Genomic DNA, 23,385 nt, shown 5'->3' with positions numbered 1-23,385 from the left:
GTTGGAATAATCAACAAATGGTGGAATAATCACCAAAATGTTGAACTGGGCTAGCCCGCATGTCCCCCGCCGAACAACGCCACCTCACCTTCACTGTGCTCAAGGCCAGCCTTCAGGCCTTGGGCAGTGTTGCGCCGCGCAACGTCGAAATTCTTCTACACGACCTGGACAACCCCGAACATTCGGTGGTGGCAATTGCCAATGGCCATCTTTCCGGCCGCCAGGTCGGCAGCCCGATCCTCGCGGCCCCGGAGCAGGACCAAGGCTTCAAGGCCTTGATGCAGGCGGGCCACGGCGAGCCCGGTGACGGCCCGGTGGTGTTGCCCGACTACCCCACCACCGTCAAAGGCCGCAGCCTGCGTAGCGCCACGGCGATTTTCCGCGATAGCAGCGGCCACCCGTTCGCCAGCCTGTGCATCAACACCGACATCACCGGGCTCGAGGCTGCCAAGGCGTTCCTGCAGCACTTCGAACCACTCGGCGCTGCACCTGCGGCAGCGGCCAACGAGCCGGCTGATATGGCTGAGCTGATGGCCGAGATCATCCAGGCCTCGCTGCACAGCAGCGGCCAGGGGCGCATGAACAAGCAGGCCAAGGTCGAGGCCGTGCGGGTGATGCAGGACCGCGGCCTGTTCATCGTCAAAGGCGGCGTCGAGAAAGCCGCCGAGGCGCTCGGCGTGACGCGCTACACCATCTACAACTACCTGGAACAGCTGCGCGGCGAATGTGCGCCGGCAGATCGTACATAAGGATTGAAGCTTCATGCCCTTGCACATCCAAACGCCATTGATCGAATCCCGCCCGCTGTCGTTGACTGCCGGTAGCGCCGTCTGGCTGAAGCTCGAAGCTCTGCAACCGTGCGGCTCGTTCAAGTTGCGCGGGGTCGGCCACGCCTGCGAAGTGCACCACGCCCGTGGTGCGCGTCACCTGGTGTCGTCTTCGGGTGGAAATGCCGGGCTGGCGGTGGCCTACGCCGGGCGCCAACTGGGCATGGCTGTCACGGTGGTGGTGCCGGAAACCACCAGCGAACGGGCACGCGAACTGCTGCGCCTGGAAGAAGCCAAGCTGGTGGTGCACGGCAGCTCATGGCAAGAGGCCAACGCTCACGCGCAAACGCTGCTGGGCCCGGGCGATGCGTTCATTCATCCATTCGACGACCCACTGCTGTGGGCCGGGCATGCCAGCATGGTCGATGAAGTGGCAGCCGCTGGCCTCAAGCCCGACGCAGTGGTGCTGTCGGTGGGCGGCGGCGGGTTGCTCAGCGGCGTGGTGCAGGGTTTGCAGCGTAATGGCTGGCACGATGTGCCGGTGCTTGCGGTGGAGACTGAAGGCGCCGCCTCGCTGCATGCCGCGATGGCTGCCGGGCACACGGTGCAACTGCCGTGTCTAAGCTCTGTGGCTACCTCGCTGGGCGCCAAGCGGGTCGCCGAACAGGCGCTGGCGTGCACCCGCGAACACCCGGTTCACAGCCACCTGGTCAGTGACCGTGAGGCGCTGCTGGCCTGTGAGCGGCTGCTGCATGACCACCGCTTGCTGGTGGAGCCTGCATGCGGCGCGGCCTTGGCCTTGCTGGAGCGGCCTGAGGTGCTGGCCGGGTATCGGCGGGTGCTGGTGATTGTTTGCGGGGGGGCTACGGCGACACTTGGGCAGATCCGTAGCTGGTTGGGGTAATCATGAGGCTTTGCTCATGCACAAGCCTGTGAAGACCTCATCGCAGGCTGGCGCCAACTTGTAGGGTAAAACTTGAAGGGAGGAGGAGGCAGGAAGCCAGCTTCTGACTGTTCACAGGGGCTAGAAGATGATCGGCGAAACCCTTTTCGCGCCCCTCAAGCCAGTGACCTCAAGGCGCTCCAAGCGCCATCCCCCCCATTCGAATACCGATTGTGAAAATTTTGTAAATTTTCCAGTCGACTGGACTGTTCCAGCCGGTCCTTTCCTGACAAACTTATTGCCAATCGTTCTCATACGCACTAGCAATAAGGATACGTCCGGCATGTCCCGCCCCACTTCCCGCCGTTGCACGCCCGCACGCAGCCTGCTGGCCATGGCAATCTGCATGGCAACCATCACCTCGGTAATGGCCGACGAACCCGCCAACGGCAACGCACCAGGCGTGCTCGAACTCGGCGCCACCGCGATCAACGACAGCAGCCTGGGCAGCACCACCGAAGGGTCGCAGTCGTACACCACCGGCAATATGTCCACCGCCACCAAGCTGCCACTGAGCATGCGCGAGACTCCGCAGGCGGTCACCGTCATCACGCGCCAGCGCATGGATGACCAGAACATGAGGAGCATCAACGACGTGGCCAAGTACACGCCGGGATTGTTCCTCAACCAGTCCAGCGGCCCCGGCCGGCAGACCTACACCGCCCGTGGCTTTGACGTCGACAACATCATGTACGACGGCATTCCCAGCTCGTACTCCGGCTGGGAAGTCGGCGCGCAGCCCAACCTTGCAATGTTCGACCGCGTCGAAGTCGTGCGTGGCTCGACGGGCCTTGTTACCGGCGCCGGCACCCCTTCGGCGGCCATCAACCTGGTGCGCAAGCGCCCGTTGGCAGAACAGAAAGTCACCCTCACCGGCGCCGCCGGCAGCTGGGACAACTACCGTGGCGAGCTGGATGCCTCCAGCCCACTCAACGACGAGGGCACCCTGCGTGGCCGCGTGGTGCTCTCGTACAACCCGAGCAACAGCTTCCGTGACGGGCAGAAAGAGGACCACGGCCTGTTCTACGCCGTGACCGAAGCCGACCTGAGCGACGACACCACCCTGACCCTTGGCTTCTCCCATCAGAAGGACAAGACCAATTCCTTCTGGGGTTCCATCCCGGTCGGCCTGGACGGCCATCACCAGGACCTGCCGCGTTCGTACAACCCGGCCACCGACTGGGAAAAGAAAGACCAGGAGATCAACACCCTGTTCGCCGAGCTGCGCCATCAGTTGGTCAATGACTGGAAGCTGCAGGTCAACACCACCTACAGCCAGCAACATGCGCTGTTCCGCGGCTCGTATCAGTCACGTTGGTCGGGGCCTGCGCTAAGCCGCACGGTCTACCAGTCTGGCTACGATGAAACCCAACTGGGCCTGGACGCCTTTGCCAGCGGCCCGTTCCAGGCCTTTGGCCGCACCCATGAACTGGTACTAGGCAGCAGCAAGCGCGTCTACGACGTTAATATGCACGACTACGACAAGTACCTTCGCAACTACCCACTCAACGGCGCCAAGCCCAACTTCAAGCATGTTGGCAACAGCCGCTCCGTCATCGACCAGGAAGGCGTCTACGCCACCACCCGGTTGAGCCTGGCCGACCCGCTGAAGCTGATCCTCGGCGGCCGTGTGGACTGGTACGACTACGACCAACATGACGGCGACGGCCGTGCCGACTACAAGGTAACCCGCAATATCACCCGTTACGGCGGCCTGATCTACGAGCTGGACGACCACCACTCGGTGTACATGAGTTACACCGACATCTTCACTCCGCAAAGCGGCAGGGATGGCAGTGGCACGCCGATCGTGCCGATCGTAGGCAAGAACTACGAGGTGGGCATCAAAGGCGAGTATTTCGACGGCGCACTCAACGCCAGCCTGGCGGTGTTCCGCATCGATCAGGAAAACCGCCAGGTGGAAGTCACGATACCGCGCTGCCCGCAGCAAACCTGCTACCGCGCCTCGGGTGAAGTCAGAAGCCAAGGTATAGATGCCGAACTGCAAGGCGCACTGACCGAGAACTGGCAACTGGGCGCGGGCTACACCTACGCCCGCGTGCACACCATCAAGGACAGCTCAAACCCAGATTCGGTGCACAAACCGCTGAACTCCGATACCCCGGAGCACCAGTTCAAGCTGTTCACCACCTACCGCTTCCAAGGCCCGCTGGAGAAGCTGCGCGTGGGTGGCGGAATGACCTGGCAAAGCCGCATGTACAACGATTTCGCGGTCAACGATGGCAGCACCTACCGCCTCAAACAGGGCGCGTATGCGGTCACCGACCTGATGGCCGGCTATCAGGTCAGCCAGCACCTGGACCTGCAGCTCAACGCCAACAATATCTTCGACAGGAAGTACTACTCGGCTATCTCCAAGTCGATCGTCTACGGCGGTGACGTTTTTGGCGACCCACGCAACTTCATGCTGACCGCCAAGTACACCTTCTGAGGCCTGCCAGGCGCATGGACGCGCCTGCCCTCAAGTCCGAAGCGCACGCGCCGATACAGGCCCAAGCCCTGATGGGCGCCTCCGTTTCTGACATTTCAAGGATGAACCATGTTGCGCCGCACCCTGCCCGCCATCCTGACGCTGCTGCTAGCCCTGCTGGCCGTTGGCTGCAGCACCACCAACCCTCAAGCTGAAGCTACACCCGCGCTAGGCCCACGCCTGCCCCTGAGCGAAGCTCGCCAGGCCTGGATCGCACGCATTCTGGCCCAAGACCCGCTGTACACCCAGACCAGCCAGCCAGCACCGCGCCAAAGCAACGCGCAGATCGTCGCCAAGCACCGTGCCGAGCGCAGCCTCGACTTGCCGGATGCCTACTGGGCGACGTGGAAGGACAACCTCGATGCGTTCAACGCCGATGCTGCGCAGCACAAAGAGGCCCAGCGCCAGCGCTACATCAGCACCTTCATCGACCAGCTCAACCGCGCTGACGACCTGACCCTGGAGCGGCTCGCCGAAGCCCCCGGCGACCTCGACCCGGCCAGCAGCCGCGCCTGGAAGAACCGCCTGATCGAGCGCTACTCGCGCTACATCATCGACTCCGAACTGGACCGCCCGATCATCGACGCACACCTGCAACGCATGGCGCTGATGGACCGCCACTACGGCGTTTGCGCAAAAGACCCGGACTGCTGGGACAGAGCGCCGCAGCCGTAGGGTTTGACGCGCGCCAGCGTAACGTTCAAGGTCGACCCTTCGTGCTGGACACCAGCCCCCCTGACACGGAGAGCGACATGCATTTCGACCTGATCCAGAGCCTGAGCCTGGCCGGCAAGCGCGATGTGCCCAATGACGACCGCATCGGCTGTGGCGAACACCATGCCTGGGTGATTGACGGCGCCACCGACCTGGGCGAACCCGGCCTGCTCGGCGCACGCGGCGGCGCTGCCTGGCTGGCCAGCGCTGCACAACGCGCCTTCAGCGGCGCATCCGGGCCTTTGCCGAGTATGTGCGACAGCGTGTTCGAGCGCCTGGCCGAGGACTTTGCCCGCGACCGTCAGCGCGAGCCACTGGCAGCCTGGGAACTTCCGCGTGCAGCCTTTGCCGCTGTGGCGCTGGAAGACCAGCAGTTGGTCTGCGCGCACTTGGCCGACTGCGTGGTACTGCACCGCAGCGCCAGCGGTATCGCCTTCCTCACCCCGGAGCCAGACCGCCAGGCAGAACGTGCCGAAGCTGCGGCACTGGGCCCCGGCACCGGCGCCTACGGGGTCCGCACACCCGCCGTACTGGCCGACCGCCGCGCAGCCCGCGAGCGGCCTCGGGCGGTCCTTGGGGTTGACCCACAGTTGGCACGTTCAGGCACGCTCTATAGCCGCGTGGCGGTTGCGCTTGGCGATGATGTGCTGCTGATGAGCGACGGTTTTGCGGCGCTGTTCGACACCTACCAGGCCTTTGACCCGGCGGGTTTCGTCGAGCGCTTGCTGGCCTGCGGCCTGGATGACCTGGCCCGCACCCTGCGCGATATCGAACAGCAAGACGCAGCCTGTGTGCGCTACCCACGGTTCAAGATGAGTGATGACGCTTCGGCGATATGGTTGCGGGTGGGCTGAGAAGTTCGCAGCACTTAGGCAGCCAGTAGCAAGAACGCCTATCATTATTGCCAGTAGACGGAGTGCCCTTTCACCCGCGTAATAACAGCTTCCCTACCAAGGACCTGGCAATGGAAGACGCAACGCTGTTCTGGAAGATTGCCGAGGGTGAGCATGCCTGCCCCCATGCATCGTCACTGCTGGGCTGGGAGTTCATTCTCTATGAGCGGGAAAAGAACCAGGTCAGAGTGCGTTTCCATGCCTCCAAAGCCCTGACTACCCCACTTGAGTGCATTCAAGGCGGCATGCTCGGTGCCATGCTGGATGACTGCATGGGCTCGGCGGTCTTTGCAGCGCTTGGGGCGCACGATGTGGGCTTGGTGGTGCGGATCGAAACACAGTTGCTGCGCCCGGCATTTCCAGGGCATATCGCAGGCGTGGGCAAGGTCACCAAGAAACTCAAGGACCGGCGCTACACCAGCGGCATGCTGCTCGATGAAGCGGGCAATCTGCTGGCTACTGGCAAGGCCTGTTACAAGATCGTTCGCATGCCGCGCGAGGGGGTCATGACGCCGCGCAGTTGAACAATGCTCTAGCGCGGCAGGTGCACAGCCTGGCGTCGCCCCAGGCTGCGATAACCCAGGCCGAGCACAGCCAGTGCCAGCACTACCAGTAGCGCTACCAATTCACGGCTGTAGCGCGCAGCCCACGCCGGCAGGCCCACCACCTCGCGATAGACCTGGATATCCGCATTGCCGTTTGCATCGTGAATACCGATGCCGCCCTGGCGGATCTGTGAGTAGTCCGCGTCGAAGTACACCCACACCCGCGCAGTGCCTGCCGCGGCAATGGCTGGAATCTCGACGCTGTTGACTGGCGCCTGGATCAGCGTGTCATTGCCGGTATCGTCGCGCACCTGTACCAAGCCTTTGGCCGGCAGGCGGATCTGCACGGCTGTCACCGGCGCCTGGCGAGGGTTGACCAGCTCGATCAAGAGCCCTGTGCGGTGATCCACAAGCCCGGCTTCGAACGGCCTGGCGAACAGTTGCAGGTAGGGCGCCTGGGCCAGTTCGACCAGTTTTTCGAGCTGGCCGTGGTCAAGGGCAGCGCCGCCGATATCGCCGATACGGGCCTGCAGACGCTCGTACTTGAGCAAGTCATTGGCCTGGCTGATGCGCTCGTTGAACTGCCCAGGGTAAGTCAGATGGGTGTAGGTGAGGCGCGCTTGCAGGCGGTCGTCCTTGCTCGACAGCCCGTAGACCACGCCAGCGCTGGCCGCGACGACCAACAAAGCAACGAGGGCTTTCCCGACTTTTTCCCAGCTCACCTTGGGGTTCCTTGTTTGTCTGGCGGTGATTGAAACGTAATGGCTGGCAAAGGGTGCCAAGAACGGCAGGCGGGGGCAAGCTTTCCCCGCTCTGCCATGGATGCTGATGCCGGGGTGGATCAGGAGAAGATGGTGTGGTGCTCGGCCGCGAAGTCCCCTGCTGCGAGGATCGGTTGCAGGTACACCTGGTAGTCGTCCCAGGTTTCGAACAGCGCCGTATGGGGGATGAAGTCCTCGCCGTCTGCGGTGATGTTGAGCAGGATCACCCCCTCACCTTTGCGCACGATCTCCCGCGCGGTGGCTGCAAACGGGGCGTGGGTGATGAGATAGCCCAGCGCCACCAGGCCGAGCACAGAGCCCTTCTGCGCGGCGCTGGCGCGTAGCAGGGGTTCTTCGGGGGCGTCGGACAGCAGCAGCGTCAGGGTGTGCAGATGGCGGGCCGCATCCTCGACCGAGGCGGCGATCTTGCTGCCATGCTGCAGGGCCTCTTCGGCACGCGGGCGGGCGATGATGTTCTCGTGGGCAAAATGGTCGTAGGACGTGAGCAGTATCGTGCCGAGCGTCGATGGGTTCCGTGGGAAATGACGGGCCTGTTCCATGTGCACACTCCTCGGGTAGGGATAACTCATCAGAGCACGGCGGGGGCGAAACGCCAAGGGTTGATCGCGGTGGCGGACGGGGTCCCCAGGGTGGCGGCCCCGGCGGCCCTTGTCGCGGGCTGTTGCCAGCTTCCACAGGAATCTGCGTCAAACCTCAATATCGCGGCTGCAAAAGGGCTCTTTGGGAGATTCCATGGTTTTGTACAAGCCTCCTCTCGCCTGACATATCTCTTTGTGGCGAGCGGGCTTGTCCCGCGTTGGGCTGCGTAGCAGCCCTGAGGATTACCCTTGGGTTTTCAGGACTGCTGCGCAGCCCAACGCGGGACAAGCCCGCTCGCCACAACTCTCTATCGTTTCCCACAGGATTGGGTCCAACCAGCAATGTTGCGGTTGAGCACAGCCTCCGTGGGAGCTATCGCGCGCTTAGAAGCCAGATCAAGATCCAGAGCCTGCGCGCCGCTTGACCCACCGCGCTCGCCCACCCATGCTTGCTCCTGCAAGATGCCAGCCCCCGCGCCACCTCAACACGGATCGTCCCGCAATGACCCTGCTCTACCTCAAGCTCGTCGTCACCCCTTTATTGATGTGGGCGGTGTCCCTCGCCTCGCGCCGTTGGGGCGGTTTACTGGGTGGGCTGCTATCAGGGTTGCCGATTACCTCGGCGCTGGTCATGACTTTTCTGTGCCTGGAACAGGGCAACGGCTTCGCCCTTGGCGCTGTTCCCGGCGCACTCGGCGGCCTCGCGGCCGTGCAGGCCACCTACACCTGCTATCTATATGCCACCCGCCGTCTCGGGATTGCTGGCGCGGCGCTGCTGTCACTGATGTTCTACGCCGTGGCCGGGTATGCCTTTACCCATTGGGGCAGCCCGTACCTGTCGGTTGCCGTGGCCCTGCTGCTGATTGTCGTGCTGATCCGCGCCACCGGCCGCGAGCCTGGCCCCGACGCCCTGGCCACACCGCGCCACCGCTACTGGGAAATCCCCCTGCGCATGGTCGCCGCTACTACCCTGCTGATGGTCACAACCAGCCTCGCCAGCTGGTTGGGGCCTGCCGCCAGCGGCATTCTGGCGCCGATCCCAGTCATCGCGTGGCCGCTGGTGGTTTTCGCCCAACTACAAAACGGGCGCCCCGGCATGGCGATGATGATTCGGGGCAACGCCATCGGCGCCGTCGGCGTGATCGCGTTCTACCTGACCGTGGCGGGGATGCTCGAAAGCACCGGTATCGCGCTCACCATCCCCCTCGCCGTTGCTCTGGCCGTCGCCCTGACGGTGGCGCTGGCGACCCTGTTGCGCAAGCGCCGCGCCGCCCATTGATCGGAACCATACAATGACCACACCACTGCCCTGCAAGGCCCCCTCCGTGCACGCCGTTGCCCCACCGTGCTCCACGCAATCGCCCTACAACTTGTTCAAACGCCTTGGCATGTTCGTCTTGGCAGTCGGCCTCTACGTGCTGGGCAATCTGCTGGCTGCGGTGCAGGCCGGCGCCCTCAGCGGCAACGCGCAATTCAGCAACCAGCAACTGCTCAACGGCATCGCCTACGCCGGCGTTGGATTACTGCTGCTGTACTACCTGCAAAATCGTCGCCAGGGCTTTACTCGCGCCTTTGCCGGGCACACGCTGCAACGGCCCCTGCGCAACGGGCTGCTGGCCACCACGGCGGTCTACGTGCTGTGTGGGGTGGTGATGGCGCTGTTCGATATCCCCGACGAAAGCTTCATGCTGACCTTCTTCGATGGCCTCGATCGCAGCCAGATCGTACTGCTGTGCATCAGCCTGGTGATCTTCCCGCCATTGGCCGAAGAGCTGCTGTTCCGCCACTTCCTCATGCGTTTGCTGCCGTGGGAGCGCAGTACCGTATGGAAATGGCTGAGCATCGTGCTGAGCACCGTGTTGTTTGCCGCCATTCACACCCAGTACGAGCAGGCGATCACCATGATGGCGCTGGTGGCGGTCGGCTTCGTGCTGGCCGTGGCACGCATCGCGAGCGGTGGCTTGCTGGTGCCGGTACTGATTCATGCGTGCGCCGAGGTGCTGGCGTTGCTCGGCTATGTGCTCAATGCCTACATGGGCTGAGCTACCGGCAAAAGTTACACGCAGCCGATGGAACATCCGCGCCGTGGCGCCCTCCCACAACAATGCAGCGCGAATCGCGCTGCATTGAAACACTAGGAGGACCGACCCGCATGAACAAAATCCTGATGGTGCTGACTTCCCACGACCGACTCGGCGATACCGGCAAGAAAACCGGGTTCTGGCTCGAGGAGTTTGCAGCGCCTTATTTCGCGTTCATCGACGCCAATGCCAAAGTCACCCTCGCCTCGCCCAAGGGCGGCCAGCCGCCGCTGGACCCAAAGAGTGACGAGCCGGACGCCCAGACCGACGCCACCGACCGCTTCCGCTCCGACCCCGCCGCGCAAAACGCACTCGCCAACACCCTGCCCCTGGCGCAAATCGACCCCTACGATTTCGATGCCGTGTTCTACCCAGGCGGCCACGGCCCACTGTGGGACCTGGCCGAGGACAAGCATTCCATCACCTTGCTCGAAGCGTTCTACGCGGCCAACAAGCCCATTGCAGCGGTTTGCCACGCGCCAGGGGTGCTGAAAAACGTGCATGCCCCCGAAGGCCATCCGGTGGTCCAAGGCAAGCGCGTTACCGGGTTCACCAATACCGAGGAAGAGGCCGTGGGCCTGACGCAAGTGGTGCCGTTTCTGGTCGAAGATATGCTCAAGGCCAACGGTGGGGTGTACAGCAAGGAAGCGGACTGGGCTGTCCACGTGGTCGAAGATGGCCACCTGATCACCGGGCAGAACCCGGCCTCGTCTGAAGACACCGCCAAGGCGCTGCTCGGACGCCTGGCCCAAGAGCCGTAACAGGCCTCGATAAAGAGGCCCATGATGCCGAGATCGGGCCGCCTAGCGGCTCGATCTCGGTAGCAAACAGTTGCCACATCCAATTCCCGCGCAACGTCCGTTGCAGCTTTTCGGCCAACCCGTCGACCTCTTCGCTGCCAACCTGGCAGGGCTCATTCCACTTCTGCAATCAGCTTTGCCGGGGAAACACCCAGGCATTGAACATCTTGTCGGCAGCATTCATCTGATAACAATAAATATTGCGCTAGTACAAATCCTTCTCATTCAAATGTACAGTTCGCGCGCTACTGCTGACTGCCACGGCGCGCTAGCGTGAAGGATCACAGAAAGTCCTCCGCCTTGCGCACACACAAGAAGATCAAAGGATGTTCCTTCGTCATGCGCCAGGTTACACACCCAAGCCCCGAACGTTTCACACAACGCCCCGCCTTCAGCCTTACCGCACTAGCGCTGGCCATGGCCAGCCTGGGCTCAGGCAGCCTGCATGCCGCTGAGGCCAACCGGGCCCCCGCAACTGTGCCGGTGGAAATCGAAGCCACCAACGTTACCGGGCAAAGCGTCGAACAGCCCACCGAGCATGTGGTCGGCTATGTCGCCAAACGCAACATGAGCGCTACCAAGACCGATACGCCAATCATCGAGACGCCCCAGTCGCTGTCGGTGGTGACAAGCGACGAGATGCGCGACCGCCAGGCAGAAACCATGGCCCAGGCGCTGAGTTACACCCCAGGGTTCACCGCCAGCTCCACCGCCTTCAACCGCACTGCAGACCGCTTCCGCATCCGCGGCTTCTCGGTCGAATCCGCCACCGGCGGCTCGCTGCGCGACGGCCTGCGCCTGCAAAACAATTCCTACGACGGCATTCAGGAACCTTATGGCCTGGAGCGCGTGGAGGTCATTCGCGGCGCGGCCTCGGTGCTGTATGGCCAGCTCTCGCCAGGCGGCATGGTAAACGGCGTCAGCAAGCGCCCAACCGAGACGCCGTTTCATCAGTTGCAACTGCAGGCGGGCTCCAACGACCGCAAGCAACTCGCCGCCGATTTCAGCGGACCACTGGCCGGTAGCGACACCCTGAGCTATCGCCTGACCCTGCTCAGCCGCAACAGCGACACCCAGCAGGATTATCTCAACGACGACAAGTTCTATATCGCCCCGGCGCTGACCTGGCGCCCTGACGAAGACACATCGCTGACCCTGCTGTCCTTCTACCAGAAGACCGATACGCGTTTCCCCGCGCCCCTGCCCTATCAGTTGGTCAAAGGTGCGGGTGACGGCGCGTTCAAGATCGGCCGCCACGACTTTATCGGCGAGCCAGACTACGACGACATGAATGGCGAGATGTCGGCCCTAGGGTACGAATTTACCCACAACTTCAACGAGCACTTCACGGTTAACCACAAGTTGCGTTACTCCGAGTCCGATGTGAAGTGGAGATACCTGCAGGTCAGGACCGGCAACCCGGCAGTTACCGCTGCAGTGATCAATCAGGCGGCCACCACCGGCATTCTGCAAAGGCAATACAGTGATCGCCAGGAGCGTGCCCGCACCCTGGGCAGCGATACCAATGTCGTATCGAAATGGCAGCTTGGCAGCGTTGAGCAAACCTTCCTGGTTGGTTTCGACGGCTATGACACGTCTTACGACTCCCACAACTTTCGAGGCAGAACCACCGACCTGGACCTGAGTCGCTACAACTATGGTCAGCCTGTAAATGTCGTCAGAGACCGTAGCTTGGACCGTGGCTCGCAGCTCGATATGCTGCAGAAAGGTGTCTATTTCCAGGACCAGATCAAGTTCGACGACAAGTGGGTCTTGCAGCTGGGTGGCCGCCACGACTGGGCTGACCAGCAGCAGACGGCGCATCGCAATGGCGCCAAGGCCAGCCAAAGCGACGAAGCCACCACCTGGCGCGCGGGCCTGGTGTACCTGGCGGACAACGGCTTGGCGCCCTATATCAGCTACAGCGAATCGTTCTTCCCGGTTTCCGTTGCCGAAGTCACCGGCCAGACCTTCACCCCCACCGAAGGTAAGCAATACGAAGTGGGCGTACGCTATCAGCCCAAGGACAGCAACCTGCTGCTGAGCGCAGCCGTCTACGAGCTGACCCAGACCGACGTGCTCAAGCAGGACCCCATTACCGACGAGTACCGCCAAACCGGCGAGGTACGTTCCCGCGGCCTGGAGCTGGAAGCCAAGGCGGATGTCACCCAGGCACTCAGCGTGATCGCCACCTACGCCTATACCGACGCACGCACCACCAAGAGCGCTATTGCCGCTGAAGTGGGCCAACGTACCGACGAAACGCCCTACCACCAGGCAGCCCTGTGGACCCGCTACGACTTCATCCACTGGGGCACCCCGCAGCTGACCGTGGGCGCCGGTGCTCGCTACATGGGCACAACCCAGGCCTCGGGCATGGATTCGGCCATGCCAGCCTATACCCTGTTCGACGCCATGGCGCGCTACCAGATCGACGAGCACTGGGATGTGACCGTCAACGCCAACAACCTGACCGACAAACGCTATGCGCAGTGCAGTTTCTCTACCTGCCACTACGGTGACGAGCGCACGCTGCTGACCTCGGTGAACTTCACCTGGTGATCTACCGCGCGGGTTGCTGGGCAAGCACAGTGAAGAGGCTCAGCCTCTTCACCTCGGTCAAGGAGCGATTTGTTCAAGCTTCAAGACGGCATGCCACCTGACCATGGGGCTCTGCAACCAGGAGCCCCTCATGACATCCCTATTTCGCCTTTCGTACGCCCCGCTTTTCTTCGCCGGTTTTGTCGGCGTCGCTTGTTGCATGACCCACTGGCTCAATGCGCCTTTGTGGACGCTGATACCGCTGTTGGGGCTCGCCATTGGGGTCTCTTTCGCCGCCGAGCACTATTGCCCTTTCGAAGCTGACTGGAATAGAGCGCGAGGCGACAGCCAACGCGATACTTTGCATGCGCTCATCAATGAAAGCCTCAACGGCCTGAGCCTGATGGCGCTGCCTTGGCTTGCGGTCGTGCTGCCCACACTGGATGTCTGGCCCCACCATTGGCCAGTGCTCTTGCAACTGCTGTTGGCGATCGGCTGGGCGGACCTGGGCATCACGCTGATGCACCGGGCAAGCCATCGCTATGCCTTGCTGTGGCGACTCCACGCCGTTCATCACAGCCCCAAGCGACTGTATGGATTCAACGGCCTGATGAAGCACCCTCTGCACCAATCCTTGGAAGCGCTGGCTGGCCTTGGCCCCCTGCTTCTTATCGGGCTGCCTGTTTCAATCGCCAGCCTTCTCGCCTTCGCGATCGGTATTCAGCTGCTACTGCAACATAGCAACGTGGATATTCGTGTGGGAATGCTCAATCGATTGTTCGCCTGGGCCCCGGTACACCGCTACCACCACATCAAATATGGTCGTGCCGGCGACGTGAACTTTGCGCTGTTCTTCAGTTTCTGGGATCACCTTTTCGGTACAGCTTTCAAACACCCAGATGCCAGAGTGCAGCCTGACGATTTAGGCATTGGCTCACAACCCGATTATCCCGATGCTTACCTTGACCAGTTGCTTCACCCTTTCAGAGCCAAGAACAAGACACTCAAGGACCCGCAGTTACCCCCGCACTTGGTCCATCATCGGATGGCAACACGCGTAGACGGACCTGACCAAGATCCTGCTGCCCGCTGATACCGAACATATTGCGCAGGGTGCGTGACAGATGCGCTGAATCGGCGAAGCCGGCCCCATGCGCAGCTTGAGTCAACGAGTGCCCCTCAAAGACAAGACACAGCGCCCGCCGGAGGCGACGCCAAAGCACCATGCGGCGTATGGACAGGCCCAGCCGCGCGCTGAACAAACGGTGTAGGTGGCTTTGCGACACCTGTGCCTGATGCGCGAGATCAGCAGCGCTGATCTTGCCATCCAACTGTTCATCGACTCGCTGCAAGGCCCGCTGTAAACGTACTGACACCTCAGTACGAGGAATGTGCAGCATGGCCTGCGCCAGGGCTGATAGCGCTGTTGGGTTGTAACCAGCGACCGCCTGAAGGTCGCTTAGGTTGTAAACCATGGGCTCGGCATAGACCGCCAACATACTCACGCTGGGCTCATCGACACGATGCGGATTCAGCGAACCTACCCACGTCCAGGGGTTGGCTTCACCAGGTATCTGCAGGCTGATGCCTTGGTGCGCATAGTGACGATGCACACTGGAATGCCCAGCCACGCCATGGAACAAAGCATAGTAATTACCCAGCCATAGCTCGCCGCTCCAGCGAGAACGATTAGGTGGGGCGTTTGATTCATTACGCAGCATGTTGGCTCCGAAGGCGGTCGGTGAACGCGCTGCCATTATGCATCTGGGAGTCGATTGGGTGGGATGGGGATGCCGCTGGCTGCTATCTCGGCATCAACGAGGAAGAAATGCCGGGTTCCATGAGGGGTGCGCTCTCTCCCTCCACTTGTGCAAGCGGGCCGGGAAAGATGGACAGAAAATCGCCGGCACACCACCAAAAGCATGACCAGAAACTACCTGAAGGGGCACGGAGATGGGGTGTGGTCAGAAGTGGAAGCCGACCTTGATATCGGGAAAACGCCGGATGGTTTTGCGCGTATTTTGCGCACGGTCGCCCATAAAAAAATCCAGTCACCGTTAAGTGACTGGATTTCTTGGAGTATTTTGGTCGGGACGGAGTGATTCGAACACTCGACCCCTTGCACCCCATGCGTGCAGTAATTATGGAACCCCTGTAAACACGGCACTTAACTCGGCGCTCGCTGCAATCGACTGCTCATAGGTGTTTTCAAAGGTTTCCAAGAGTCACGCAAATCTCACGCAGATTTCCTATCACTCCTCCGGCGCTCTGCCGACCATTCCCTTCCTTTACGCAAGCACTAACAGCTAGGTGGCGCGTTGCCGGTACCGGACATCAGCAATTTATCCGCCGGGTACTCGAGCGCCATCCCAAGCCCCATCCCTTCTCGTTCTCCGTGAGCGCCCATAACCGCGCCGAATCAGCAAATTCCAGCACTTCTGATAGCTGCGCGCTGTCGACCTCCTCCGTCGAGGAGCCGCGCCCGCCATCTCGCAAAGAACCGCCGCCGGTACATCAGGATCGGTGATCAGTTCGCTAAGGTCGTTTAGCTCAGCCAGCCAGGCCTTAGCCAGTCCGGTCATCAGTCTGCCCGCACCACCACGCCTGCGCATACAGCACACCGTCGACTTCTTCAAAACCCGTCAGGTTCATCCCGCCCTGCGCCATGCTGTCCACTCAGGCATCTTGCAGCCTCGGAATCACGCCTGGCCCTGGCGTCGGTTGAACACCCACGTCTCAATGCTCGGGCGCCCGCGGGCTGAGCTGTTGCGATATTCAATATGCACGTCGACACGCAGTGGTCGGACGTGCCGAAGCTTATAGTTCGGAATGGGAACGCCGCGCTCACATCGGCGAAGGAGATAATACATCCGGCATCAGTGCTGTACATATATCCAGAATTCGATCCTTTAAAGCGCACCCCAGCCAGCACCGCTTGGCGGCCCCAGAGGTCAGTACCGCGTCAGAAGCTGATGGCCCAGCGCGTCTAGCTGATAGTCCGTCACCGCTTGGAACAATCAGTCCTTACACAGCAAACCTGCATCCACCGTTGCTAAAGCAAAATCGTTTTGCTTCGAAATAAAAAATTCAACCTCGTAGGCCGAGGGCTGTTCAGCGCGACCATACACCATAACAATGGTGCCCTCAGTCCCTTCGGGCATAAATACAACATCTCCATCAATTATTTTTGCCTCTACTCCTTCCCGGAGAGTAACTACATCATTTTCGCAAAATGTGTTCATTTTTTTGCCGGCTTCCCTGTTACAAAACGAACATTACCTGAGCTTTCTTTCAAAAACACAAATGGAACTTCAATGATTCGCCCATTAGTCCCGACAATAGGAATTTTCTGCTCAAATGTTTGCCCATATTTATTTGTCTTTGTCAACACCGCCTTTGCTTCGTTAAATTTAATCTGCGAAGCCAACGCCTCCCAATTATTTTTGTCAAAGCCAAGAGCCTGCTGAAACCAAGTGGCTTTGGTTTGGTTTTGAGGGTGCCCTACATCAAGGAGGTATCCCTGCAATTTACTCCGCAGGGTAGACGTGTCAAAACCAGCATCAATTGCACCTCCAAATTCTTTTGCACCGACCACTGCAACATCAACGCCAGCCGCAGCAAGCCTTTTCGACAACAAAGCCCTTAGTATAGCGGGGGCACCTATAAGAGCAAGCGCGGCATCCAGATCCCATGTGACATTGCCAACCCCCCCACCCAGTACAATCGACACCCTTTGCACCAGATCGTCGAGCTCTGCAGGGCTGCTAGAAACACCAGCGATTTCTCTTAAATAAATAGCAGCATTTTTTTCACCAAATTGCTCTCTCCAACTATCAGGAATAACACTTTGATCATCGGCCCAATTGTTACCACCGCTCTGAGACCACTGCGAGTCTGTGTTAAACAACCCATGATCGAGGAACTGCTCAGTAGTGGATTGGAATGCATAAACCTCTGACCCATTGGCGGTTATCGCCTTTTTGTCACTCCAAGTAAGGACTTTGTTTTGAGAGGCTAGACGCTGAATGCTGGCTGTCGCGGTCAACAAATCTTCTTCAAAATGCTGCAACTCAGGGCTTCCCGGAGGATAACTCGCCAGAAGAGCCTGTAATCGTGCATTCTCTACTGCATCCATTTGAGCACTAGCGGCAAGAAGCAGGACCTCCTCCCAAGACAGGTCGGAGGACGGCTTGCCAAACTGTACTTCAAGCGCTTCAGCCTCTTGAGTTAAGGACTTCTTTTCCTCATCGTGCAACAGCCGGTTATAGGACGTTGCGTTTGCAGCGACCCACGCACCAGTCTGTAGGCTGGCTGGGTCTCCTCCTTGCACTGTGGCCGTAAGAACTCCTATTACTTGGGAGTTCATTACCAAAAGCCTGTCTCTTTCCTCCTTGGGCATCTCGCTGTATTGCTTGGCTAGAGCGTCGACTAGCAGTTCGTTAACGCCAGCAGCCAAGGCGCCGGTTTTGAAATCACCACCAGCGGCCTCCGCCGCGAGACCGCCCATGATGGCATGCAGGCCAACTTTTGCGACGCTACCGTCTTTCAGATCCCATTTATCGGGACTGGTCTGATCCCCCACCCAATTGAAGCCGACAGCAGCGAAAGTACTGGCGACGCTGCTCCGCAAGATACTGCTCAACGAGCTATCTCCACCTAGAGCGCGATCAAGGATCGTAGATGTTCCGTTTTGCAAGATTTGGTTGCCAGCAAAACGGCCGATCCCTTCCAGGCTGGTGAGGTCAACCTTAATAGCTTTGGTGAGCGGGTCCGTATTTGTTTTTAGTATTCCATCAAAGAGCCCTTTTGTAAGCCCAGCTGTAATGCCTGCAACGATATAGCCCCGAATAGCCTCTGGAGAAGTAACATCTTCAACTACAGCGCCCAAGTCGCCGCGGTTATTGATCGTGCTAGTGGCAGCATTCGACAAGACAGCACTCGTAATTGTATCTGCTACCGCGGCCTGCCAAGTCCCTTGCGCAAGGCCAGCCAGTCCAGAACCAGCGCCCCACGTAAGGTAGGTGACGACGATCGCAATGATCATTGCGGCCGGCCCGCCCAGAGAAGAATGTTTGTACTTGAAGGAGTCGTGTACCTCCTTCACTCTTCGCCAATCGACATCGTTGCGCTGTTCCATCTCCTTCAGCCAAGCTAAGCTAGGGTCTACCTTGACCATCGCGTCTATGGTCTGACTGACGGACTGTTGGGTGACCTCCTTAAGATCAATCTTTAAGCCATCCACTGCCTGAATCACCAGATCACCTTTAGCGATCAGTCGGCTTTGGTGCAGGGTTTCATCCGTCGTGCCCTTGCCCTCAGCGGAAGTCCAAGCCCAACTGGTTTTACTCTTCTCGTGACTTTCCTGATGCAGATCCTTGACTGCCTCGAAGGTAATACTGCCGCCGCTGTCCAGCGTGATGTCATTGCCACTGTCGAGCTTTGCCGCCTGATACAGCTGGCTGCCTTCACTCACAAGCGTCAGGTCACCACCCGTAGTGATGGTGCTGCCAATGTGCTTGATATCGGTCACTTCATCGCGCTGGGTCTTCTTACTACCGAGGCTGCCCTTCTTCTTGTAGTCGTAAAGGTGGTAGTCGCTGTCCCGCGCCGCCTCTAACGAAAGCTCCTCCCCCGCGTACAGGTAGGCCTCGCCACCCGACTTCAAATGACTGGAGGTAATACTCAAATTATTGCCGGCGTCGACGTATAGATCGCCCCCGGCCTCGATCACAGATGATTGCTGACGAACTGTATCGTCTTGCTGATTTACCTTCTTTCCTCGACGCTTGCTGTGATACTCGGTATGTAGCTCGTTGGCCGCTGAAGCGACGTTCACGTTACCGCCGGCAGAAAGTTCCAGATTTTTACCAGCCGTGACGGTGCTGGCGAGTACTGAGAGATCACCACCTGCAGTGGCCGTGAGGCTGCCACCCACTTGCACATCACTGCGATGTTGGGTGACCCGGCTGTAGCTGGAACTCGATTTCTTGAATACCGCGCTGCTGCTGTCCTTCTCTTCGGCGGAGACGATCAGCAAACTGGCACCGGCGGTCACGCTGGCATCGCCACCGGCCTGCAGTGCACCACCAACGTTCTGCACGTTTAGTCCGGCATTAAGTTCCAGGCTATTGCCCGCTTCTATACGCGCCGCATTATCCGCCGTGCTCAGGCTCCACTTGAAAATACCGTTTTGGCCCTTGGTCGTACCGATAGTGCGTTCATTGATCAGATTGCCAGTGAGCGCGTTGGCGCTGACATCCTGACCCTTGATGATCCCGCCCATGGCGTTACGAATACTTTTAGTCGCCAACAGCGACAAGTGCTCGTTAGCCTCCATCAAGCCGGTGTTCTGGGCATTGCCTGCCACGGCCTGCAAGTCTCTGTTGGCCCTCAACGTCCCTTGGTTCTTCAGATTACCACCGGTTATCAGCGCAACGTCCTGCCCCTGGATCAATGCCCCATTAGGAGCCAAACGATCATTGGCATGGGCCAGGTACAGCACCGGCACCAGCACCTGCTGGCCATTCACCTCGCGCGGTTCCATCCACACGATGTCATGGGTCAGCGCGGCGACCTGTTCAGCCGTCAGCCCGACACCCGGCGAGAGGTTCAGCTCATCCTTGCTGGCGATGGAGTTGTCCATCAAGTAGCGGAACATCTCTTCGTCGCTGGTCAACCCCTCCAGGAAACGCTTGCCGGTCCGCTCGACCACCGCTTCTCGGATCAGGCGCTGCTCGTATAACCCATCACCCAGGCGACGCATGGACTGATCAGGCTCATAACCCAGGGCGTTGAGCAAATAGTCGGAGCTTAGGAAGGTCTTGAGGTCAGCAAATCGTGGGTTGGTTTCGACCAAGTACGGGTGGCTTGGGTTATTGCTGACCTGGAACAGGCCGTTAGTCCCTTGCGGTAAATCGAAGCCTGGCAGGTTCACTGGATCGACCGCCTGCTGGGCAAGATCAGGCGGCAATTGACTGTTGAGGTGCGACACGTTCTTCTCAGTCAGACTGACGTCGGTGTCAACCTTCACGTCTGGGCTGCGGGTGATGCTTTCACCCGGCCGGACGACCGCATTACTGAGGGTCTGGGTGCCAGTGATACTGACGTCACCGCCGGCCTGAACCACCGCCTGGGTGGCAACATCGCCTGATGTCTGGACGACGCTGTAGCCAGTGCGCACGCCGATCCTGATCGAACTCAGTGGCATCGTGGTGGGCTTGTAACTCGCCGAATCCGGGTTGTGATAATTGTTGTAGGTGGGGATACGGGCGACGAAGCCGTAGTACTCGTTGCGGTCTTTGGTGTAGACGTAATAACCGGAGGTACGCTGCTCACCACCACCGGCGCCCGTGTTCCAGAAGTTGCTGGCGGTGATGGACAGGTCGTTCACCGCTGAAACGGTGCTGTATTGGTTGTCGAAAGACTCGCCGCTGAAGCTGAGGTAGCCACCAGCGACCAGATTTGCACGCGCAGAGTCTTCGGTTATCTGGGTACCGTAGACCTCAACCACACGGTAGTCGGCTTCACAGTGTTCGCCTTTGCAGTCGTCAGTATTCATCAGCCTGATCGAACCTGACACCTGCTGCAGGCTGGTTTTGAACACTTCCTTGCGGTTGATCAGGCTGTCGGCCAGCAGGCGCATGTCGCCGGCGCTTTCCAGCGTGCCGGAGATATTCTCGATCAGGCTTGCCCGCTGCTGGCTGGCGTCCTTGGCGATGTCCAGGGAGCCGAGGCTGTACAGGGTGCCGCGCAGGTTGGTCAGGCTGTCGGTATGCACCAGCATATCGGCGCCACTGAAGATCAAGCCATCCTGGTTGAGCAGCGTTTGCGACTCGACGCTCAACTGCTGGCCAGCCCCGAGGGTGCCGGTGTTGGTCAGGTTGTCGACCTGCAGTACGAGGTCGTTGGCGGCGGTGATGCGCCCGGCGTTCACCAGGCTGGTGCCAAGGTGGTAGGTGCCCTCGCCGGCGCTTCGAACTTCGGCATGTTCACCGAATCTCGCGCTGGTCGCGCTGATGGTCATGCCGCCCTGGCTCAGCAGGCTGCCGTCGCCGCTGTAGGTGCCGGTCAGGATCAGCTCCAGCGAGCCATTGGTTTCGATGTGCCCGTCATTGACCCAACTGCCGCCGCTGGCTTCGATCGACTCAGCCGAAAGCAGCTTGCCGTCGGCGGTCTGAATCAGTTTGCCAACCTTGAGCGTCAGTTTTTTTGCCTGTAGGACGCTGGTGTTAGTCCAGTCGTCAACCTCCAGGCTGAGCGCGCCGTTGGTAATGAAACTGCCACCTGCCTGGCCGGCATCGGCGAGGCTGACGTCAAAACCCTGATCGCCGGCATGGCGCAGAGCGCCACCTTGGTTGCTCAGCCCCTTGCTGTTCAAAGCGAAACTGGCGTTGTTGATTTCCACAAGGCCGGCGTCGTTGTTGAACAGGCCGCCCAAGGTGAATTGGCTCTTGCCATCGCTCCCCAGCGCCCGCAGTTGCCCCTTGGTGTTGCTTGCTGAGCCTGCATTGATCTCTAGGCTGTCCGCTGCTTCGACCAAGCCCTCGTCGTTGTTCAGGGCGCCTTCGAGGGCCAGGACGATCTGCTGGCCATTGACGGTGCCCTTGCGGTTGTCGAGCGAAGCCGCCGTTACCTTGAGCGGCCCATCCTGGGCCTGCAGCACGCCTTGCTGGTTGATCAGTTCACCCGCTTTCAGGTCGAGTTGGCCGCTACCGGCGATGACTTTACCGAGGGTATTGTCGAGCGCTTTGGTGGTCGTGACGTCCACGCCTGCTTTACTGGCCTGCAAGGTGCCGCCCTGGTTGTCCAGGCTCTCTGCCCGTACCGTCAGGGTGCCGGCCTTGCTCAGGATCAAACCGTCGTCGCTGTTGTTCAGCGCCTGCTCAACGGTGATCTCCATCGCCTGCTGACTGAGCAGCACACCGCCAAGGTTCGTCAGCGAACCGGCCTTGATCGTTGCCTGGCCTGCTGCTATCTGAGCGCCCGTATTGTCGAGCGACTGCAGGTCGGTGCTGAGGGCGTCAGTGGCGACAATCTTGCCGCGGTTGGTCAACTCGCCGCCGTTGATCTCAAGGGCGCCGTGAATGTTGCTGCTACCGTCGGCATTGACACCGGCTTGCACGCTGCCTTGGTTGACGATGTGCTGGCCGCCCAGGCGCACTTCATCGCGGGCTGCCAGGCTTTTGTCCTGCTCCAAGGTCAGCTTGTCTTGTGCTTGCACGTTGGCCTTGCCGCCGGCATAGGCGCTGTCGGTGAGCGTAATGTCCTGGGCCTGGATGTCGAGGTTGCCACTTGCCGATATGCGAGCGGTCGTTACCTCGCCATTGGCGTCGATCTGAATGTCACCCGCGCTGGCAACCAGGTCGCCCGCCGTCTTGACCCCGACGCCTTCCTCGGTGCCGACCAGGCGGATGGCGCCTGCGTACATGCCGCCAAGCGCTGAGGCATCGATGGCCAACTGCGGCTTGGTGCTGCCGTCATCCGCGCGGGCAACCGCATCGAGGGTCTTGGCATCGACATCGTTGCGCCCGGCGACGATGGTCAACTTCTTCGCATGGATCTGGGCATTGATCTGCGCAGACCGCGTGATGATCTCGACGCTGTCGATGTTGCTGGCGTTCAGACCAGCCCCCTCGATGGCGACCGCACCGTCATCGACCTGGAAGCGCTCCAGCCGCCCTCCCTTGCCGATCACAGGCTTGCCCGTGGTCAAGGTCGCCTGGGGTGTATTGATGAAGCCGCAGCCGCTGCAGGTGATGCCGTAGGGGTTGGCGACGATGACCCGGGCAGACTGCCCGGCCACCTCGGTGTAGCCCTTGAGCTGGCTGGGGCTGCCGCCGATAACTTCGTTGAGGATGACCTGTGCCGAGCCGCTTTTGGTCAAGTTCGGGTTGCCGATGACATGGCCGCCCAACTGCGTATGGGACGTTTGCGTCGACCCGTTGTTGAGGATGAGCCCTTGTGTGCCGACGTTGTAGTCATGGAAGACGTTATGAGACAGCCCTGTGCCGTTCGGCGTGGCAATGTTGATGACCTGCACGCCATTGGCCGAATGGTCGAGCTTGACGCCCGGCGTCACCACGACGATGCCCTCGGCCTGCGCCCAGAGGGGCTGCCAGAACATGACGTTGGCCAACAGGAAAGCGAGCGCCCGAGTAGGGATACCCCAGAATCGGTCGCGGGGTTGCTCGGCCGCAGTCAAAAGGCGTGCGAACGGGAAATGAGAACGGGCATCCATGCAGGAGATCTCG

At 60.3% G+C, this 23,385-nt stretch carries 17 protein-coding genes and 1 pseudogene; 12 read left to right on the top strand and 6 right to left on the bottom strand.

The window, feature by feature from the left end:
• Positions 1–59: 59 nt before the first annotated feature.
• The 6 genes from HU719_RS06420 to HU719_RS06395 all read left to right on the top strand — a co-directional run bounded on the left by HU719_RS06420 (position 60) and on the right by HU719_RS06395 (position 6,332).
• Positions 60–749, top strand: coding sequence for a helix-turn-helix transcriptional regulator (locus HU719_RS06420; RefSeq protein ID WP_186536884.1), 690 nt, complete (start codon positions 60–62; stop codon positions 747–749).
• A gap of 13 nt (positions 750–762) precedes the next feature.
• Positions 763–1,671, top strand: coding sequence for a pyridoxal-phosphate dependent enzyme (locus HU719_RS06415; RefSeq protein WP_186536885.1), 909 nt, complete (start codon positions 763–765; stop codon positions 1,669–1,671).
• A gap of 322 nt (positions 1,672–1,993) precedes the next feature.
• A complete protein-coding gene (locus tag HU719_RS06410) occupies positions 1,994–4,162 on the top strand; it encodes a TonB-dependent siderophore receptor (protein WP_186536886.1) in 2,169 nt (722 codons plus the stop codon).
• A 108-nt stretch (positions 4,163–4,270) separates the two neighbouring features.
• Positions 4,271–4,876, top strand: coding sequence for a hypothetical protein (locus HU719_RS06405; protein WP_186536887.1), 606 nt, complete (start codon positions 4,271–4,273; stop codon positions 4,874–4,876).
• A gap of 77 nt (positions 4,877–4,953) precedes the next feature.
• A complete protein-coding gene (locus tag HU719_RS06400) occupies positions 4,954–5,769 on the top strand; it encodes a protein phosphatase 2C domain-containing protein (protein ID WP_186536888.1) in 816 nt (271 codons plus the stop codon).
• 110 nt (positions 5,770–5,879) lie between these two features.
• Complete coding sequence (locus HU719_RS06395) at positions 5,880–6,332, top strand: PaaI family thioesterase (protein ID WP_186536889.1); 453 nt, start codon at positions 5,880–5,882, stop codon at positions 6,330–6,332.
• 8 nt (positions 6,333–6,340) lie between these two features.
• Here the strand turns inward: HU719_RS06395 and HU719_RS06390 are convergent, their stop codons facing one another.
• Both HU719_RS06390 and HU719_RS06385 read right to left on the bottom strand, forming a co-directional pair.
• A complete protein-coding gene (locus HU719_RS06390; protein WP_186536890.1) occupies positions 6,341–7,075 on the bottom strand; it encodes a hypothetical protein in 735 nt (244 codons plus the stop codon).
• A gap of 119 nt (positions 7,076–7,194) precedes the next feature.
• Positions 7,195–7,674 (bottom strand): hypothetical protein, encoded by a 480-nt coding sequence (locus tag HU719_RS06385; RefSeq protein WP_186517852.1) that lies wholly within the window; start codon positions 7,672–7,674, stop codon positions 7,195–7,197.
• A gap of 541 nt (positions 7,675–8,215) precedes the next feature.
• Between HU719_RS06385 and HU719_RS06380 the strand changes: the two genes are divergently transcribed.
• The 5 genes from HU719_RS06380 (at position 8,216) to HU719_RS06360 (ending at position 14,228) form a co-directional block, all read left to right on the top strand.
• Positions 8,216–8,992: a hypothetical protein gene (locus HU719_RS06380; RefSeq protein ID WP_186536891.1), complete on the top strand. Its 777-nt coding sequence runs from the start codon at positions 8,216–8,218 to the stop codon at positions 8,990–8,992.
• A gap of 13 nt (positions 8,993–9,005) precedes the next feature.
• Positions 9,006–9,755, top strand: a complete 750-nt coding sequence (locus HU719_RS06375; RefSeq protein ID WP_186536892.1) for a CPBP family intramembrane glutamic endopeptidase — start codon at positions 9,006–9,008, stop codon at positions 9,753–9,755.
• A gap of 110 nt (positions 9,756–9,865) precedes the next feature.
• On the top strand, positions 9,866–10,555 hold the full coding sequence (locus HU719_RS06370) for a type 1 glutamine amidotransferase domain-containing protein (RefSeq protein WP_186536893.1): 690 nt from the start codon (positions 9,866–9,868) through the stop codon (positions 10,553–10,555).
• Positions 10,556–11,011: 456 nt separating this feature from the next.
• Positions 11,012–13,156 carry a TonB-dependent siderophore receptor gene (locus HU719_RS06365; RefSeq protein WP_186536898.1) on the top strand — a complete coding sequence of 715 codons (2,145 nt, stop codon included), beginning with the start codon at positions 11,012–11,014 and terminating at the stop codon, positions 13,154–13,156.
• A gap of 130 nt (positions 13,157–13,286) precedes the next feature.
• A complete protein-coding gene (locus HU719_RS06360) occupies positions 13,287–14,228 on the top strand; it encodes a sterol desaturase family protein (RefSeq protein ID WP_186536894.1) in 942 nt (313 codons plus the stop codon).
• Here HU719_RS06360 and HU719_RS06355 read toward each other — a convergent pair.
• On the bottom strand, positions 14,140–14,856 hold the full coding sequence (locus HU719_RS06355; RefSeq protein ID WP_186536895.1) for a helix-turn-helix transcriptional regulator: 717 nt from the start codon (positions 14,854–14,856) through the stop codon (positions 14,140–14,142). The two genes, HU719_RS06360 and HU719_RS06355, sit on opposite strands and share 89 nt — an antisense overlap.
• A 201-nt stretch (positions 14,857–15,057) precedes the next feature.
• Here HU719_RS06355 and HU719_RS23560 point away from each other — a divergent pair, with 201 nt between their 5' ends.
• A complete protein-coding gene (locus tag HU719_RS23560) occupies positions 15,058–15,237 on the top strand; it encodes a hypothetical protein (protein WP_225917116.1) in 180 nt (59 codons plus the stop codon).
• A 463-nt stretch (positions 15,238–15,700) separates the two neighbouring features.
• On the opposite strand, the pseudogene HU719_RS23855 reads toward HU719_RS23560, so the two are convergent.
• The 3 genes and pseudogenes from HU719_RS23855 to HU719_RS06340 all read right to left on the bottom strand — a co-directional run bounded on the left by HU719_RS23855 (position 15,701) and on the right by HU719_RS06340 (position 23,372).
• Positions 15,701–16,005 (bottom strand): annotated as a pseudogene (locus tag HU719_RS23855) (hypothetical protein).
• 147 nt (positions 16,006–16,152) lie between these two features.
• Positions 16,153–16,377 (bottom strand): DUF4926 domain-containing protein, encoded by a 225-nt coding sequence (locus HU719_RS06345; RefSeq protein ID WP_186536896.1) that lies wholly within the window; start codon positions 16,375–16,377, stop codon positions 16,153–16,155.
• A complete protein-coding gene (locus HU719_RS06340; protein ID WP_217843696.1) occupies positions 16,374–23,372 on the bottom strand; it encodes a two-partner secretion domain-containing protein in 6,999 nt (2,332 codons plus the stop codon). The genes HU719_RS06345 and HU719_RS06340 overlap by 4 nt, the downstream gene beginning before the upstream one ends.
• Positions 23,373–23,385: the final 13 nt, after the last annotated feature.

Origin of the sequence: Pseudomonas farsensis (assembly GCF_014268805.2) — a bacterium.
GTDB classification, from domain to species: Bacteria; Pseudomonadota; Gammaproteobacteria; order Pseudomonadales; family Pseudomonadaceae; genus Aquipseudomonas; species Aquipseudomonas farsensis.
The sequence above is the reverse complement of the archived record's forward strand: the minus strand, read 5'-3'. Positions and strand labels throughout refer to the sequence as shown.